This is a genomic window from Mucilaginibacter sp. 21P, assembly GCF_019331605.1.
GTDB classification, from domain to species: Bacteria; Bacteroidota; Bacteroidia; order Sphingobacteriales; family Sphingobacteriaceae; genus Mucilaginibacter; species Mucilaginibacter achroorhodeus.
In genome coordinates this window covers 1,443,308-1,459,922 of sequence record NZ_CP063061.1, presented here as the reverse complement: position 1 = coordinate 1,459,922, position 16,615 = coordinate 1,443,308, and the positions used below count along the sequence as shown (strand labels likewise).

The following is a 16,615-nucleotide window of genomic DNA, read 5'->3' as shown; positions in this document are numbered from 1 at the left end:
ACTATTTATCGCCCTACTGTTCGTTTACCCATCTGGTAATCGTAAGGCGGTTTAAGGCCTAACAGGTTCTCTACAAAGTAATCCCAGCGGCGGCGCATCATGTAGGGCGAGTAAGCCCCGTAGCCATGTGCACTGTTAGGGAAAATCACAAGGTCGAAACTTTTGTTGGCTTTCTCCAGTGCTTCTACCACTAACAGAGTATTGTAGGGTGGTACGTTGTCATCCATCATACCATGTACCAGCATTAGTTTACCTTTAAGGTTCTTAGCCCAATTTTGGTTTGCTTGAGCGTCATAGTCGGAGTTTTCAACCAAACCGTCGTAGCGTTCGCCCCAATCATCCTCGTAGTTGCGGTTGTCATGGTTGCCCGATTCTGATATACCTACCTTAAAGAAATCAGGGTAACGGAACATGGCTGTTGCTGTAGCAAAACCACCACCCGAGTGGCCCCATATACCCACTTTGGTAGTGTCGATAGGGTATTTCGCAGCTAATTGTTTGATAGCCGTGATCTGGTCCGGCAGTGTATTTTCGGCCATGTTGCCATAGCTCATATCATGGAAACTTTTTGAACGCAGCGGATTGCTGGTACCCTCGATAGCCACCACAATAAACCCTAATTCGGCAAGTGCCTGGTTATCATTACGCGATGGCCCGAAAGACCAGTTGCCAATACTGCCCCCCTGCGGACCAGGGTAGATGTAATCTATCACAGGATATTTTTTACCTGCATCCATTTTAGTTGGCGTAAAAACCAAGCCGTAAATATCAGTAGTGCCGTCATGCGCTTTTACTTTTACAGGTATCGGCGCTTTCCAGCCGGTTGCAACAAGTTGTGAGATATCTGCTTTCTCTAAATTGCTGATCAATTTACCGTTCAGATCGCGCACAACGCTTACCTGTGGTACATCGGGCTGTGAGTAAGTATCCACAAAGTATTGCTCATTCGGAGAAAAGCTTATCACGTGGTTACCGGCCTCCGGCGTAAGCAGCGTTAAGCCTTTGCCATTAAACCCTATTTTGTACAAATGCGCAAAATAAGGATTGCCTGGTTCGCGGCCGTCTGCCATAAAATAAAGCATTCGATTTTTTTCATCAACCTTAAGCAGCTTAGTTACTATCCAGTTGCCTTTGGTTATCTGGTTCTTTAACTTACCGGTGGTAGCATCATATAAGTAAAGGTGCCCCCAGTTATCGCGTTCAGAGAACCAGATGATCTCTTTTGATGCAGGTAAATACCGCCAGTTGATGGCCCCCCAGCCAGATTCGTATTGTGTTTTTACAGTCTCCTCGAATACATCGCGCACAACGCCCGTTTGTGCATTAGCAATGCGGAACTTTTCATTCTTGTGATCCCGTGATGTGGAAACAAAAGCAAACTCGGTTCCGTCTGGTTTCCAATCAGCATCATCCAAGCTGCCGCTGCTGGCAATATCATCGCTTAAGGTAGCGCGGTGAGGATCTGGCGCAATATTGAAGCGTACAACTTTAGGATTCTCTACATCAACTATAACGCGTTGTATCATGGTGATGTCCTTATCACCCGGCAAAGGATACTTCCAGGCTTTCAAGGTAGGCCTACCCACATTGGTAGTTACCAAATACATATCGCTTGATTTGCGCTGGTCCTGTTGGAAGGTTGCTACCTTTTTAGAATCCGGCGACCATGAAACTATCGGGCGATCGCTGTGCGTCCAGCCTGCATTATCGGTAGCGTAGCCAAAATCTTTAACGCCATCGGTAGTTAGTTGTGTAGTGGAATTATTAGCTACATCACGCACCCACAGATTATAATCTTTGATAAATACAGCCTTTTTACCATCCGGAGATAAAACCTCATTACCACCACCACGGGCCGCCCTGCCGGTTAAGCGTGCAGGCTTCACGGCTTCTGTTGTGGAATTATCGGCCGTTACCTGGTTAGCTTGCGGGTCGTATTTCCATCCCTTTCCGTCGGCATTAAAAGTTACGTATTTATCATCGGCAGTGTAGCCAATACTCATGAACGGCAGTTTATCCGCACTATAAGTTGTGCCAGCGGCAGAAGATAACGCCGTCGCCAGCTTTGTTTCGTCAAAGGCTTTACTGCGAGTTTTCTTCGCAGGATCAACGAGGTAAAACTCAGCGCCGTTAGGTGTAGTAACGCGGTACCAGAATTTACCGTTGTGCAGCCAGTTAGGCATTACATTGGCCCTGTAAACAAGCGGCATAGTGTTATAAGCCAGAAAGCTCTCCGCGTGCTCATAATCTTTAGCAGTAAGCGCCCCGCCCTGCTGTGCAGCCGCACTTAAGCCAAAAACAACTGCAGCAGCCGTAAGTAAATATTTGTTCATTGTTTAGTCAGTTAGTTTAAACAGAACAAAATAAAGCAAAATCTTGTGCTTTACAGCTTAAGCAGCGTATAATGATTGTTACACTTATTAGAGCTGTTTAACAAACGAGAAACCTGCTATACCGTTGGAGTACGATGGCATAATGATGCTTGTTTTATCAGAGTGTTTATCATGAAACAACTTATTGCGGAAAAGCGGGTAGATGAGATAAGCTAACTTGGTTGAAATAATACCAAAGCCGGCACCGGCAATAATATCGCTGAACCAGTGGTCGCGGTTGTAAACGCGCAAGATGGCTGTGGCTGTTGCAAACGAATAACCTGCAATACCGTACCATATTGATTTTTCGCTGTACTCCTGCGCCATAAACTCGGCAGCGGCAAAAGCATTACCGGTATGGCCTGATGGAAAGGAATAATAGTTAGAACCATCGGGACGTAAGCGATGCGAGAATTTTTTAATGCTGAAGGTAGTCAGCGCCATTATCCCCTCAGACATACCAATGAGTATGGTACGGTCGATAAAAGTATTCTTACCATGTATGCCTGCTAAGTTTAAACCATAAACCATCACTATCGGCGCGTATTGAAAATAATTCTCTATATGATAATTGAAATTTGGCACGTCCTGGATAAGATCGTTATAGATGCTATGATCCAGGTTACGGATAGCCTTTACCGGGAAAGATAATACCCCATAAGTGATAAAAACCGCCGGCGGGATGTAAGCAGGTAGCGAACTGCGTAATTTTCGTACGGTGTCCGGCAAGGCCAGCAAGCTTGATGAATCGACCTTAGTGGTATCCTTCACCTGCGCTTGCACGCTTAAAGAGCTTAATATCAGTAAGGTGAATAAAATTTTCTTCACTATAGTTTTGTGTTAAGCCAATATTAACAAAATATTACCCAAATTGTTAAACAAAAAAAACCGGCTTTTTTTGAGAAAGCCGGTCTTTTCTATTTGTAGGTAGATAGCAGGGACGCTTAAAATTTGTAATTGATAGATAAACGGTAGTTACGCGGCGCTTCTGCCTGGTAGTAATATGATTGCAAGAAGGCATAATAAGAACCGCTGTATAAATATTTGTTTAAGATATTAAATGCGTTTGCCGAGATGCGCATCTTGTTCCCTTCCCAAAATAAACCGCCATCCAGTTTAAAATAGTTGTCCATTTTAAGTGGCGCAGGTGCATCTGTTGAACGGTCGCCCAGGAAGGTAAACCCGCCTGCAACACCGGTACCTCTTAATGCACCACCTTGTAGTTTATAAGTTAACCACGCATTTGCAGTATGCTTAGCGAAAGATGGAACGGTAACACCCGTTACTACAGACCTTGTAACTTTTGAATCGGTGTAAGCGTAGTTAGCGGTTACATCAAACCCAGGTGCAATCTCGCCACGTACATCAAACTCAACACCCTGCGCGCGTTTCTGGCCTAATACAACACTTAATCCGGCATTGGGATCCGCATTAGGATCAGCAGTTAGCTCGTTGTTTTTCAATATCCTGTACACAGCTAAAGTGGTATTCCATTTACCATCGGCCCAGTCTCTTTTAACACCAAATTCGATATTATTACCAGTAAGCGGTTTAACGCTGCCAACAGCTAACCTGCCAACTTGAGGCGTAAAGGCTTGGTCATACAATCCGTATAAAGCGGTACGCTCGTCTACTGACACGCTTAAACCTAAACGCGGCGTGAAGTGCTTGGCAGTTGGCTCGGGACCGCCGTAGTTAGAGATTTTGATGTAGGTGTAACGGCCTGCTAAAGTTAAGCGTAATTTATTCTCAAAAAAGCCTAACTCATCCTGCACATACAGGCTGCTGTAAGTACTTGCGATATAGCCAAAGCCTGCAGCGGCACGCGCTTCCAGGTTGGTGCTTCTGTCAAACACCGGGTAACCATTTGGCGGCACGCCCAGGTTAGGGTTCAGCGGATCAAACATTTGATCCTTGGTATCAAGCGGGTGCGATTGGTTATAATCGGCATTGTAAACCTTGTTCCCCAGGTCAACGCCACCTAATATCTTATGTACAACTGAGCCGGTATTAACTTTACCATTCAGGAAAACCTGACCTAAAGACATGGTGCTTTTTGCATCCCAGATACCAATGCTGCGGATGTACCTGCCATCGCGGCCAACACTATCAGCCCACATAGATGAACCATTTTGCCCGTAGTTATAATAAGCCGCCTGTGCGGTAAGTTTCCAGTTGTCGCTTAACTGGGTTTGCATGTTCAGCGTTACGCTATGATCATTGATATTGGTTGGCGGCAAACCAGACGGTAAAGCGGTAAAACTTTGTGGGTATTGCGCATAACCGTTAGGACTGAATACATAGTAAGAACCAACATTTGACATATTTGCACGCTGGTAAACATACTCGGCCGTAAGTTTGGTCTTATCATCAACATGGTATGACACTACCGGCGCAATCACATAACGGTTATTAAACTCGTTAGCACGGAACGAGCCTTTGTTTTGGCCTGACAAGTTTAGGCGGTACAACAGTTTACCGTCTTTACTCAGTTTGCCATCCAGGTCAAGTGTTGCCCGGTTAAGGTTGTAGCTGCCGGTTGTGTAGCTAAACTCGCCTTTGGTTTGGCCGGTTGGCTTTTTAGTTACCACGTTGTACAAACCACTCGGATCGCCGCTTGAGAGCATAAAACCCGCCGGGCCTTTAACAAATTCTATATGGTCAACAAAACTCATATCTTCAGTTAAGGGTCCCCAGAAAGAAGTAACGATATTGAAACCGTTCCTGAATGCCTGTACCTGCGAACCACGCATGTTTATGTTGGCATAAAGATCGCCCCAGTGCTCTAACCTGAACGCACCACTTACATTGCGCACAATACCATCGCTCATGCTGATGATCTGCTGCTCTTTTAATGACTGTGCCGATACCACCTGTATGTTTTGCGGTACCTGAAGCAATGGCTCCTGCAGACGTAAAGATTGTGATGGGTTATCCATTTTAACGCTGTTGGTACGTGCGTTAACCATTACTTCTTTCAATTGTGAAGTATTTAGGTCGAGCATAAAATTTACCGTTGCATTTTGGCCGGCTATTATAGTAACATCTTTCTCTTGCGATGCCATGTTAACAGCACTAACTACAACGGTGTAAGTACCGGGATTAATGCGGCCTATACGAAAATGGCCTTTATCTGTAGTTGATGCGCCGTATGATGTGCCTTTTAAAGCTACGGATACGTAAGCAACGGGGCTGCCATCTGTTGCGGTAACAACACCGCTCACGCTGCCGTGCTGTGATTGAGCGAAAGCGCCCGAAATAGTAATTATGGTAATCAGGAGGGATAAAAATTTCTTCATGCCTTATTTTGAATGATTCTAAACAGCGGCAAAGAAACACCAAAAAGACATCATTGTCAATAGTTATTTTTAATTAATCTAAATAACATCAACAAAGTACTGGTAATAAAAAAACGGCTCTAAGGCCGCTGTGCTGATATTTAATAAATACTGCTAAATTTTTATTCGTCTGCTTTAAAATTAAACCCTTCTGTTTCATCAAAGGGTACATAAACCCGTCGCCATGGATCCTGCCCCTGCATATGCCAAACATGGCCGGTACCTGTGGTATCCTTAGCAATGAGTACCTCGCCGGGATGAAGCGTAAACTTTTCACCAGTATGCGTTTCAAAATCGAGCGTACCTGTTAAGCATATTACATATTGGTTGGTTGGGGCGGTGTGCCAGTCTAAAAACGAATGAGGTGCAGTTTCTTTAAAGCTGATGCTTTTGGCATCGTAAAATACAGCATCGGTTAAATGGCCGGTTTGCACGTGCGAGTGACCGTCGTCACCGGTAGTAAGTAGGTAAGCTTTGATCATATCAGTATTTAGAAAGCCTCGTTTAAACCAAGAAACAAACCGCGGGCACCGTATTTACCCCAGGCATAATCTATACAAAGGTTGGTACGGGTGGCTTTATTAAATAGCACGCGTAAACCCGCACCGCCGCCGGGCTGCCAAACATCAAATAGTTTTGTCCCCAGATCATCATTAGCGCTCTGGATATTAAAGAATGTAACACCGCTCAGGAATTTGTTTCTCGTTATCGGGAAACGATATTCCATCTCTGAGTAGAAATATTGCGTCCCCTTAAAGTAAGTAACAGTATAGCCCCTGCCGCTGCGGAAGTTGGCGTCCCTGCCGGTACCGGATAATTCGAGGTAAGGGAGTGCGCCACCCACTACAAATGATGTCCAGTTCCAGAAAGCCAGCACATGTTCGGGATTGGTTTCAGACAGGCTGAAATACTTTCTAAAATCGGTATTAAATTGAACAGCATTTTTTGTACTACCCATCCAGGTTTGATTTACCCTTACCCCTGCATCGGCATAAATACCGGTATATGCACGGTTCTGGTTGTCGCGGGTAGTGTATTGTATATTGGCTAAAAATCCATTTGAGGCATAATGATCGTTCTCAAAACCGTTGCGCTGGTTGTAGATGCGGTAAGGCGTTAATACGGAATCCGCGTTGTTCTTATCATAGATCTTCCGGCGCACATCAAACGAAACACCTGCCCCAACAAACAAGCCTTTATCTATCTGTTTATAAACCTTCTCGCGAAAACTGTAATACTGCGCGTTAAGCACATAGGGCTTTCTGCCCGGGTTGGTAAGGATAAGATCTTCGGGGTTACCATCATTTGCGCCACGCCCTATGCCAAGGCCGAAATCAGGCGTAACAGTCTTGGCAGCAACTAAACTACCCTGAAAATTCCACTTGTTACCCGGCGTATAAATGTTATGTGTAAGATAAAAATAGATGATGTTTTTAGTAGTGATGGATGCCGAGGTAGCCGCTACAGACATCAGCGTATTTGGGTTATTTCCCAATACCCTGCCCGCTACTGCCTTTATACCTATTTGCGTACCAATGCTGGGGTTTGATGCGATGTTAGGGATAATGGTAATACCCGATGCTTTCTTCTTAACGGAGTCGGGTTTTCTATGGGGATGGAAAAGGTATTTAAACAGATCGCCCACATCATATTGCCCGGCAGTATTATTGTTCTTTTTGATCTTAGCAATCTTCTGTAATGAATCGGCCTTAATCGTATCTGCTGGTGTTATTTGCCCATAAGTAATGTTGGTAATCAAAACCATCATTACAGTGCTGATAACACCTAATATTTTTTTTGAGAGCAAGTATGTAAGATTTTTACTCAAAGCAGCTTTGTTTTAGGTAATGGTAACATCTTATTTTGTGCAAAGTTACACATAGTTTAGTTTTTGACATTTAACAGACCTTCACCAAGGTTTGTTGCACAATTATCGTAACAATAGCATGATTTTCTGCCGCACATCCAACAGCAGTACGCTTTTAGCGTTATGTTAATAATATTAATATAACCATGGCAACAGCAAATACAGCTTTATTATTGATGGACCTGCAACCTGCAATATTAGCCGGTATGCCCAACGACAAGTTGGCTGAATTGCTTGACCGCGTAAACAAAGCGGCAAATGCAGCGCGCGCTCATCAGATACCTGTTATTTATGTGGCATTATCATTTAGGCCCGGTACGCCCGAAGTAAGCAGCAACAACCAATTTTTTGACGCTGCGCGCTCACGGTTTGATAATCCTGATTTTGCAAATATTCATCCGGACGTTGCGCCCCAGACGGGCGACATAATCGTTTACAAAAAACGCTTTAGCGCTTTCACCGGCAGCGACCTTGATGTAGTATTGCGCGGTTTAAACGTAAAGCATTTGGTGCTGGCGGGAGTATCAACCAGTGGTGTAGTATTATCCACCACGAGAGAAGCTGCAGATAAAGATCTTCAACTTACCATACTTGCCGACGGTTGTTTTGATGCCGATGAGGAAACCCACCGTGTACTTTTAACCAAAGTATTCCCACGGCAAGCCGGAATGAAAACTATTGATGAATGGTGCGAAGGATTAGATTGATCTCCGGTTTACGGCTTTTGAAATCTTGATGAAATATCTGCAGCGGCGGCCGGCATTTTTACCTTGTAACGATAGCCACCAGGGAAGCTGTCTTCCTCCTTCAAAAACTCGTGGGCTTTTTTACTTATCCAAAATGTTTGCGTAAAGTGCCTGCCTGCGTTATCACTTTCGTTAAAGAGTTTCCAACAATCTATCTTTTGTCCGTTGTAGGTTAACAATACCTCGCTGCCGGTTACCTTGTAATTAACAAATGTTGGTTTGCCAAAACCTGCATCGTAAAAGTTAATGGCAAAGGTTTTACCTGCCTCAAGTGGCAGCATCTCAAATGTTTCTATGTCCAAATTCCAATTAAAACAGGGCTTATCAAATTCAAGTTTAAAATCCTTTTTGGTATTGGTGGCAATACTATCAGCACCTGTAACTTTATCAGCAAACCAGTTGTAAGCACCCATTTTTCCGTTAATGACTTCAGAGTGGTAGACCGGTGCAAAATCAGATGCGCGATTTATTGAGTAACCGCTACGGTAGCTGATGGTATCACTGCCATACCAATGCTGTGTGGTAGCAAAAACTTTTTCGCCGTTTCGCTGGCCTATTTTAGTATCGCGGAGCCAAAACCAAAATCTTAACATCTTGGGGATTTTTGTATTTTGGAAATAAACGAGGTACTGCCGCAAGCCGGGTTTCAATGCAGCAGTATTTAAACGGTGATCATTAACACGAATGGTATCTACCTGTGCGTGTGCCATCTGTGACTTAGCCGAAAATAGCAGAATTGCCGCCAGGCCTAATAGTGTAATGGTTGTTGCTTTCATTTGTTATGATAGGTTTTTATTATGGCACAAAACTGCGGCTTAGCGTGCAATCAAAATATTCAAATCAACCTCTCGCCCGGTATTTCTAACAGATGGGCAGCAACTTTCAATAAGTGGCATTGCGGTAACATTATTGAAGAAAAATGGTCTATAGTTTAAAAAAGAAGGTGCTCTGTTTAAATAGCACCGTCTGCCAAATAAAGCTTCATATTTTTAAGGATGTTATTTAAGCCAAAGCCTACATTATCGCAACTGCAATGGATGATATGGGGATTTGTATACCTGGTACTTTTCTTGTCGCTAACAGCTATGGATGGTATGCTGCAGGCAGCAGTTTATGCGTTGCTTAACAGTGCTTTCTACGCGGCCATTGTGTACGGCAACATCCTGCTGTTTTTCCCCCGGTTGTATCAGAAGGGGAAAATCGTGCTTTACATAGCCGCGGTGATAATTTTCCTGGCGGGTATGGGGTTTATCCGGGCGTTTGTAACTATGCATATTTACAACACGCTGTTTGCCAAACACCCCGAGCCAATGAGCAACAAAGCTATCCTCACCTTTGTACTGGGCGGCGTTATGGTGTTTTTGCTTAGCTTTATTTTCAGGATAGCCATAGCTTATTTTGTGCTAAAACAGCAATCAGACGCGATCATCGCTCAAAAAAAGCAGGCAGAGCTCAACCTGCTAAAATCACAGGTACAGCCCCATTTTTTATTCAATACGCTTAATAATATTTACTACGAGGCTTACCTGGAGTCGCCCCGTACGGCGGGGTTGATAGAAAAGCTATCGGAGATCATGCGATATTTTGTTGATGAGAGTCGTAAAGATAAGGTAAGCCTTTCAACAGAGATCGGTTTTATTGAGAACTACATCGCGTTAGAAAAAATAAGGATACGCTACGGCGTAGAGATTGAGATCATTAAAGAGAATTTCCCTGATGTTAGTGTACCTCCTATGTTGCTGATGACATTTATTGAGAACGTATTTAAGCACGGTATTGATAAAAGCAGCGCTAATAATAAATGCATTATCACATTAATTTATCAGGACGAAAGGCTGTTATATACTGTAGCCAACAACATCCCCGCACAACATTCTGCGAAAAACTCCTCGGGATTTGGGCTAAGTAACTTGCATAAGCGGCTGTCACTTTTGTACGGTAACAATTTTGAACTGACTACCTCTAACTTAGGTAAAGAATTTAGGGCAAAGCTAAATATCCCGCTGGCATGAGTTTAAAGTGTTTAATTATTGACGATGAACCCAACGCGGTATACCTGCTGGAAGTTTTGATAGCTCAAACTACCCACTGGCAACTGATGGGCAAGTGTTATGATGCCTTAGAGGCATTAGCCTTTTTAAAAGAGAAGCAGGTCGATTTTGTATTTCTGGACATTAATATGCCCCACCTAACGGGCATGGAGTTAGCCGCATTATTACCTACTTCAATTAAAATAGTTTTCACAACAGCATATGCCGAACATGCTGCCGATAGCTATTCGTTTAAAACCATTGATTACCTGCTTAAACCTATTACGCTTAAACGCTTTTTAGCGGCAACACAAAAAATAGAAGCTGCCTTTACAACGAACACCCCACCTGCCGAATTACCCGATCAAATTAACAACAATTATTTTTTCATCAAATCTGGCAAGGTTTTAAGCCGGATATCACTTGACGAAGTGCTCTACTTTGAAGGAGAGAAAGAATATGTTCGTTTGGTAACCAACAAAGAAGAGTTGTTAGTGTACCGCAGATTAAAAGAAATAGAAGCGCAATTACAGCCGCCTTTCGTCCGGGTGCACAATTCTTACATCGTTAACACGAGTTTACTCAGCAAGGTACAAGACAACCACATTTATATTGGCAGCAAGCAAATACCTGTAAGTGATAAATTCAGGGACGGGTTTATGGAAGTTGTGACCAAGAGGATGTTTTGAAAGTAATCGCAAATTATACTGACAAAATCCTGTCAGCGTTCACGGTGTTCACGAGTGTTCATGCCGTGAACGTGAACACTGCCCGCCGCAATGAAACGAAAAAGCGGTCTTATGACTCCGTAAGCTCTCCCCTAAGATCTTTTTCAAGGCAGCGCCTTACTTCTACCGGGTCGATGACTTCGCCCAGTAAGTACATCATTTTGGTAACAGCAGCTTCAAAGGTCATGTCGTAACCGCTGGCTACGCCAATATCTTTAAGCTGTTTGCTGGTCTCGTAGCGGCCAAGCTCAACCGAACCTACTTTACACTGCGAGATATCCAATATCACTTTGCCCGAGTCGATGGCGTTCTTCAGCAGGTCAACAAACCACTGGTCGGTTGTGGTATTACCGGCGCCAAAGGTCTCCATTACGATGCCACGTACATCGGCATTCACAACGGCTTCAACCACCTTGGGACCAATTCCGGGGTAAAGTTTAAGCACAGCAACATCGCTAACCATGTGGTTATGGATCTTAAGCGGACCTTCGCCCGGCTGGCGAATATCATTTACACTGAAACGCAAGTGTACACCAGATTCTGCCAATATCGGATAATTTGGTGAGCGGAATGCCTCGAACTTTGATGAGTTATATTTAAAGGCACGGTTGCCGCGGAAAAGTTTATAATCGAAATAGATACAAACCTCCGGCACACGCGAGCGGTCGTTCTTTTTTGCTTTTGCTATTTCAATAGCCGTCATCAGGTTTTCCTTAGCATCAGTACGTACCGCGCTGATAGGCAATTGCGACCCGGTGAAAATAACCGGCTTATTTAAATTTTGCAGCATAAAGCTCAAAGCCGATGCCGTGTAGGCCATGGTGTCAGAGCCATGCAGGATTACAAAGCCATCAACCTCTTCATAATTAGCTTCGATGAGTGCTGCCAATTCACCCCAAATCTGAGGATTCATGTTTGATGAATCGATGATCTGCTCAAACGAGTGGACTTTGATTTTACAATTAAGCTTTTCAAGCTCGGGCACGTTGTCCATTATCTGTTCAAAGTTAATGGGTACCAGTGCTTTTGTAACAGGGTCGCTCATCATACCGATTGTCCCTCCGGTATAGATGATCAGGATCTGGCTCATTTAGGATTATTTCGGGGTTAACGGCGGTAAATATAGTTATTATATGCCAAAAACGGCCTTTGAATTGGCTGTGGTAATTTCAGCCACTTCTTCAACAAAGGTTTTATGCAGGTCGGCAACTTTTTGGGCAACATATATCAGGTACGAACTTTCGTTAGGTTTACCGCGGTAAGGCACCGGTGTTAAATATGGCGAATCAGTTTCTAAAACAATGTGTTTCAGATCTATCTGTTCAACCACTTTGTCCAGTCCGGCATTCTTGTAAGTAACCACGCCGCCAATACCCAGATAAAAACTCAGATCAATTATTTTGTGGGCCTGTTCAAGGGTACCGCTAAAGCAATGGAATATGCCACGCAGTTTATCGTCCTGCTCATCAAGTAAAACCTGGTACACCTCATCAAAGGCATCACGGCAATGTATCACAATGGGTAGGTTCAAGGCTTTGGCCCACTTAATCTGCAGCTTAAAGGCTTGTATCTGTTCGGCAAGGAAAGTTTTATCCCAGTACAGATCAATACCTATTTCGCCTATAGCATATATTTTATGCTGATGAATAGCAGGCTGTATCACCGCAAGTTCCTCTTCCCAATTCTCTTTTACCGAACATGGGTGTAAACCCAGCATAGGGTAACAGTTATCCGGATAAGCCTTTAGCAGATCAAACATCAGTGGTACAGATGCAGCGTCAACGTTAGGCAAAAACAGCCTGTCGATGTTATTTTGCTTGCAGCGCAGCATCAGCTCATCGCGTTTGGCTTCATCTGCCTCGTAATATAAATGGGTATGTGTATCTATTAATACCATGGTACAAAAATAAAAAAGCCTTCGTTACCGAAGGCTTTTGATGTGTCATTTTAACTTTTCTTCCTGGTTGTAGGTCGCTTCCTTAAGCTGGTTTTCTTTTTCACAGATGTTTTAGCGGCTGGTGCATGTTTAACCCTTACTACTTTCACCAGTTCAAGATCAAAGATCAGTGTTGAGTATGGCTTAATATCATCGCCCATGGCGCGGTCGCCATAACCCAGGTTAGACGGAATAAGGAACATTGCTTTAGAACCTTCATTTAACAAGGCAAGCCCTTCTTCCCATCCGGGGATAACGCGGTGCGAACCCAATGCAAAACTGATAGGTTCGTAAGAACGACCGGGCTGCTGCAAACCTGCTGCCTTTGCATCAGCCTCAATACTGCTGTCGAAAACCTTACCATCAATAGTGCGACCTGTATAATTAACAAATACGGTATCGCCGTTAAGCGGCTTTGGTTTTGCACCAGCCTCTCTTACAATATATTTTAATCCAGATGCCGTTGTCTTAGGCGACAATTTATTGTCCGCTATATATTTAGCTAATAAACCGGCTTCTTCTACTTTGCGCTTTTCAACTTCAGCCTTAATTTTTGCCATGGCAGCATTACGCTCCGCCATTGCCTCTTCAAGGGTTTGAGCTTTTAATATTTTAAGATTAAAAACCACATCACTACCTTTTTTAAAGTTAGGCGGCATTTGTTCTTCGTGCCCTTTAAATATGGAGTCTACCGGCACTTTTACACATGCACTATCGTTCACGCTCATCAGCGTAAAAATATTCATCAGGTCTGCCGGATTATTGGTTGCCCTGATCTGAGTTTTTACCGGTTGTCCCTGTTTGTACGTGCTGAAAAGAACAGAATCCTTATCGTTCTTTTGCACAACGTTAAATGTAATAACATCATTAGGGGCCAGCTTACGACCTGGCGTTTGCGAAATGATCTGGTACTGAACGCCGTTATCAGCCTTTTTGAATTGTGCTGACGCGTTAAACGTTAAAGCTGTTAATGCCAGCAGATAAACTATCTTCTTCATTTTTTAAATAAAAAAAGCCCCCCGGTTTGCCGGGAGGCTGTAAATTAAATAACTAACTATCTTCCCTGCGGCATCATCATTGGCTGCGTAGCCTTTGGTGCGTTAGGATCGGTTTTGATAATATTAAGGATCTCCACATCAAATGTAAGCGGAGCGTATGCTGGTATAACGCCATTACCTATGCCTTGCTCGCCATAGCCAAGCTCTGATGGGATAACAAAAGTTGCTTTTGCACCTTTATTTAGCAACAACAAGCCTTCGTCCCAGCCTTTGATAACATTGCCTGCTCCAACCTTAACTTTAATTGGCTCCGGTTTACGGCGAGGATCATAACCTTTTATCTTTTTAGTTTCCTCTGGTAAGCTGCTGTCAAATACTTTACCATTCAACAATCTGCCGGTATAGTTTAACACTGCTGTATCACCAACCTGGATGTTTGGGCCGCTACCCGGTTTGGTAATCTGGTACATAATACCAGATGCTGTTTTGGTAACATTCAGCTTTTTATCAACAACATACTTGTTCATAGCGGCAGGTTCTTTTTTCAACATTGCCTCTTTTTGCGCCTGGAAGTAATCGCTGATATGTTTTTGGAAAACAGGATCACTTGCGCCGCCTTTGGCAATTACTTTTTGAACTTTGACTTCATAAATAAGGTATTTACCTTTAAGACCCGGAGGTTTTGGCTGGCCTTTTGTAAACATTGAATCAATATTCACTTTAATGGTTACGCTATCGCCTTCGCTCAATAACGGGAATATAGAAGTGATATCACCTTTACGTTGTGGTTTTTGGTAGATAAGCGGTGCAGGGCGGCCCATATCATAAGTACTGCCCATCACAGAATCTGCTTCGTTTTTCAGAACCAGGTCTGCACTTACAAAATCGCCTTCTTTAATGGTAGCACCGGTTTTATCTGTACGGAAGCTGTAAAGCAAACCGCCGTCGGCTTGTTTAAAACCGCTTTTACAACCTGCAAATGCCAGGGCGGCAACTGCCATTATCATTAAGTTCTTTCTCATTTCTGTTTTTAATGTTACTGTATTAATAGTTTTTTATAAGAGGGTAAAATAGATTTAAATTTCTCTACGGTTGCTTCCAAAGATTCGTCAGACTGCCCGCCAGCCGCATTGCGGTGACCACCGCCGGCAAAGTATTTTTTACAGATCTCGTTAGCCGGGAATTCATCTTTTGAGCGCAGGGATAATTTAACTTTCTCAGATCTGTCTACAATGAAAGCTGCTAAACGTATGCTCGCTATTGACAAAGCGTAGTTAACAATACCCTCGGTATCGCCGGTATTAACGTCAAAACGCTGGATATCTTGTTTGCTTACAGCAATTATTGCGGTATTATATTCAGGCAATATCTCTAAACAATTAGCCAGGCAGTAGCCTAAAAAGCGCAAACGATTTTCAGATGCGCTGTTATAAACCAGCTCATGGATGCGGGAGTTATTTGCGCCGGCGTCTATCAGTTCTGCAGCTATGCGGTGTACTTCTGATGTGGTATTTGGTAACCTGAATGATCCGGAATCCGTCATGATGCCGGTGTACAAACAAGTAGCTACGTCTTTATTGATAAGTGCCTTGTTATTTAACTGATCTGCAATAAATGTGTATACCAGTTGCGCAGCAGCGCAAGCTTTGATGTCCCAATGGCGGTAATCATCAAAATCTTCAGGCTCCAGGTGATGGTCTATCATTACCTTGTAAGCATTGCTCGCCCTAACCAGTTCGCCCAGTTCGTTAATTCGGTTTAATGAATTAAAGTCAAGGCAAAAAATAATCTCAGCCTCTGCTACCAATTGAGCTGATAGTTCCTGGTTTTCTGTAAAGATGGTTACTTCTTCGTTACCCGGCATCCAGGTAAGAAAATCGGGGTAATCTGTTGGGGTTATCACCTTTGCATGGTGGCCTTGCTGTATCAGATAATTGTACATCCCTAATGATGAGCCCATAGCATCGCCATCAGGTTTATGATGGGTGGTGATCACTACTTTGCGGGGCTGGGATAAGAAATCTGTAAGCGAGGCTAAATCCAACATCAATTTTTAAAGAAAGGCAAAGCTAAATAAATTAATCAAATACGCGCACTATATTTAAAGCAAAAGCTTTAGGTTTCAGTTATAAAACGCTAATTTTGCGCCCTCAAATACAACGTAGATTTACATGGCAACTAACAGAACATTTACAATGATAAAGCCCGATGCGGTAGCAAACGGCCACATTGGTGCAATACTTGATCAGATCACTAAAGCAGGCTTTAAAATTGTAGCCCTTAAGTATACTGCACTGCCTGCAGAAAAAGCCGGCGAATTTTACGCGGTGCACAAAGAGCGTGGTTTCTTTAATGATCTTGTTGGCTTTATGTCATCAGGCCCAATTGTAGCAGCTATACTTGAAAAAGATAACGCTATTGAAGATTTCCGTAAACTTATCGGTGCTACCGACCCAAGCAAGGCAGAAGAAGGTACTATTCGCAACCGTTTTGCAAAATCAATTGATGCAAACGCCATCCACGGATCTGATTCTGATGAAAATGCCGAGATCGAAGGCAACTTCTTTTTCTCTGCATTTGAGCGTTTCTAAGCGTTAAAG

At 43.4% G+C, this 16,615-nt stretch carries 15 protein-coding genes; 4 read left to right on the top strand and 11 right to left on the bottom strand.

Translation table 11 applies throughout. The features are described from left to right. Positions 1-5: 5 nt before the first annotated feature. The 5 genes from INP83_RS06460 to INP83_RS06440 all read right to left on the bottom strand — a co-directional run bounded on the left by INP83_RS06460 (position 6) and on the right by INP83_RS06440 (position 7,478). On the bottom strand, positions 6-2,333 hold the full coding sequence (locus INP83_RS06460; RefSeq protein ID WP_255563266.1) for a S9 family peptidase: 2,328 nt from the start codon (positions 2,331-2,333) through the stop codon (positions 6-8). Positions 2,334-2,420: 87 nt separating this feature from the next. After that, positions 2,421-3,200: a phosphatase PAP2 family protein gene (locus tag INP83_RS06455; protein ID WP_219126756.1), complete on the bottom strand. Its 780-nt coding sequence runs from the start codon at positions 3,198-3,200 to the stop codon at positions 2,421-2,423. Between the two features lie 116 nt (positions 3,201-3,316). Then, positions 3,317-5,671: a TonB-dependent receptor gene (locus INP83_RS06450; protein WP_219126755.1), complete on the bottom strand. Its 2,355-nt coding sequence runs from the start codon at positions 5,669-5,671 to the stop codon at positions 3,317-3,319. A gap of 161 nt (positions 5,672-5,832) precedes the next feature. After that, on the bottom strand, positions 5,833-6,192 hold the full coding sequence (locus INP83_RS06445) for a hypothetical protein (protein WP_146268969.1): 360 nt from the start codon (positions 6,190-6,192) through the stop codon (positions 5,833-5,835). A gap of 8 nt (positions 6,193-6,200) precedes the next feature. After that, on the bottom strand, positions 6,201-7,478 hold the full coding sequence (locus INP83_RS06440) for a BamA/TamA family outer membrane protein (protein WP_255563265.1): 1,278 nt from the start codon (positions 7,476-7,478) through the stop codon (positions 6,201-6,203). 245 nt (positions 7,479-7,723) lie between these two features. Between INP83_RS06440 and INP83_RS06435 the strand changes: the two genes are divergently transcribed. After that, positions 7,724-8,284, top strand: coding sequence for a cysteine hydrolase family protein (locus tag INP83_RS06435; RefSeq protein WP_146268971.1), 561 nt, complete (start codon positions 7,724-7,726; stop codon positions 8,282-8,284). 8 nt (positions 8,285-8,292) lie between these two features. Here INP83_RS06435 and INP83_RS06430 read toward each other — a convergent pair whose 3' ends face one another. Further along, positions 8,293-9,099 (bottom strand): hypothetical protein, encoded by an 807-nt coding sequence (locus INP83_RS06430; protein ID WP_146268972.1) that lies wholly within the window; start codon positions 9,097-9,099, stop codon positions 8,293-8,295. Between the two features lie 219 nt (positions 9,100-9,318). Between INP83_RS06430 and INP83_RS06425 the strand changes: the two genes are divergently transcribed. Continuing rightward, a complete protein-coding gene (locus tag INP83_RS06425) occupies positions 9,319-10,335 on the top strand; it encodes a sensor histidine kinase (RefSeq protein WP_146268973.1) in 1,017 nt (338 codons plus the stop codon). Next, complete coding sequence (locus INP83_RS06420) at positions 10,332-11,042, top strand: LytTR family DNA-binding domain-containing protein (protein ID WP_219126754.1); 711 nt, start codon at positions 10,332-10,334, stop codon at positions 11,040-11,042. The genes INP83_RS06425 and INP83_RS06420 overlap by 4 nt, the downstream gene beginning before the upstream one ends. 109 nt (positions 11,043-11,151) lie before the next feature. On the opposite strand, the gene INP83_RS06415 is transcribed toward INP83_RS06420, so the two are convergent. From INP83_RS06415 to INP83_RS06395, 5 genes are read right to left on the bottom strand one after another with little or no spacing between them, the layout of a single operon-like run. Beyond that, on the bottom strand, positions 11,152-12,171 hold the full coding sequence (locus tag INP83_RS06415; protein WP_146268975.1) for an asparaginase: 1,020 nt from the start codon (positions 12,169-12,171) through the stop codon (positions 11,152-11,154). Positions 12,172-12,210: 39 nt separating this feature from the next. After that, entirely contained in the window at positions 12,211-12,978 is a 768-nt protein-coding gene (locus tag INP83_RS06410) for a TatD family hydrolase (protein WP_219126753.1), read from the bottom strand. Positions 12,979-13,028: 50 nt separating this feature from the next. Continuing rightward, positions 13,029-14,015 (bottom strand): FKBP-type peptidyl-prolyl cis-trans isomerase, encoded by a 987-nt coding sequence (locus INP83_RS06405; protein ID WP_219126752.1) that lies wholly within the window; start codon positions 14,013-14,015, stop codon positions 13,029-13,031. Between the two features lie 56 nt (positions 14,016-14,071). Beyond that, entirely contained in the window at positions 14,072-15,037 is a 966-nt protein-coding gene (locus INP83_RS06400; protein ID WP_219126751.1) for an FKBP-type peptidyl-prolyl cis-trans isomerase, read from the bottom strand. 14 nt (positions 15,038-15,051) lie between these two features. After that, positions 15,052-16,062, bottom strand: coding sequence for a bifunctional oligoribonuclease/PAP phosphatase NrnA (locus tag INP83_RS06395; protein WP_219126750.1), 1,011 nt, complete (start codon positions 16,060-16,062; stop codon positions 15,052-15,054). A 124-nt stretch (positions 16,063-16,186) separates the two neighbouring features. Here INP83_RS06395 and INP83_RS06390 point away from each other — a divergent pair, with 124 nt between their 5' ends. Then, entirely contained in the window at positions 16,187-16,606 is a 420-nt protein-coding gene (locus tag INP83_RS06390; protein WP_219126749.1) for a nucleoside-diphosphate kinase, read from the top strand. Positions 16,607-16,615 lie beyond the last annotated feature (9 nt).

What these genes read in the sequence shown, in the direction of transcription:
- INP83_RS06460 (WP_255563266.1), bottom strand. Translation starts at nt 2,333, where the DNA reads ATGAACAAATATTTACTTACGGCTGCTGCAGTTGTTTTTGGCTTAAGT.
- INP83_RS06450 (WP_219126755.1), bottom strand. Translation starts at nt 5,671, where the DNA reads ATGAAGAAATTTTTATCCCTCCTGATTACCATAATTACTATTTCGGGC.
- INP83_RS06445 (WP_146268969.1), bottom strand. Translation starts at nt 6,192, where the DNA reads ATGATCAAAGCTTACCTACTTACTACCGGTGACGACGGTCACTCGCAC.
- INP83_RS06440 (WP_255563265.1), bottom strand. Translation starts at nt 7,478, where the DNA reads ATGATGGTTTTGATTACCAACATTACTTATGGGCAAATAACACCAGCA.
- INP83_RS06435 (WP_146268971.1), top strand. Translation starts at nt 7,724, where the DNA reads ATGGCAACAGCAAATACAGCTTTATTATTGATGGACCTGCAACCTGCA.
- INP83_RS06430 (WP_146268972.1), bottom strand. Translation starts at nt 9,099, where the DNA reads ATGAAAGCAACAACCATTACACTATTAGGCCTGGCGGCAATTCTGCTA.
- INP83_RS06425 (WP_146268973.1), top strand. Translation starts at nt 9,319, where the DNA reads ATGTTATTTAAGCCAAAGCCTACATTATCGCAACTGCAATGGATGATA.
- INP83_RS06420 (WP_219126754.1), top strand. Translation starts at nt 10,332, where the DNA reads ATGAGTTTAAAGTGTTTAATTATTGACGATGAACCCAACGCGGTATAC.
- INP83_RS06415 (WP_146268975.1), bottom strand. Translation starts at nt 12,171, where the DNA reads ATGAGCCAGATCCTGATCATCTATACCGGAGGGACAATCGGTATGATG.
- INP83_RS06410 (WP_219126753.1), bottom strand. Translation starts at nt 12,978, where the DNA reads ATGGTATTAATAGATACACATACCCATTTATATTACGAGGCAGATGAA.
- INP83_RS06405 (WP_219126752.1), bottom strand. Translation starts at nt 14,015, where the DNA reads ATGAAGAAGATAGTTTATCTGCTGGCATTAACAGCTTTAACGTTTAAC.
- INP83_RS06400 (WP_219126751.1), bottom strand. Translation starts at nt 15,037, where the DNA reads ATGAGAAAGAACTTAATGATAATGGCAGTTGCCGCCCTGGCATTTGCA.
- INP83_RS06395 (WP_219126750.1), bottom strand. Translation starts at nt 16,062, where the DNA reads ATGTTGGATTTAGCCTCGCTTACAGATTTCTTATCCCAGCCCCGCAAA.
- INP83_RS06390 (WP_219126749.1), top strand. Translation starts at nt 16,187, where the DNA reads ATGGCAACTAACAGAACATTTACAATGATAAAGCCCGATGCGGTAGCA.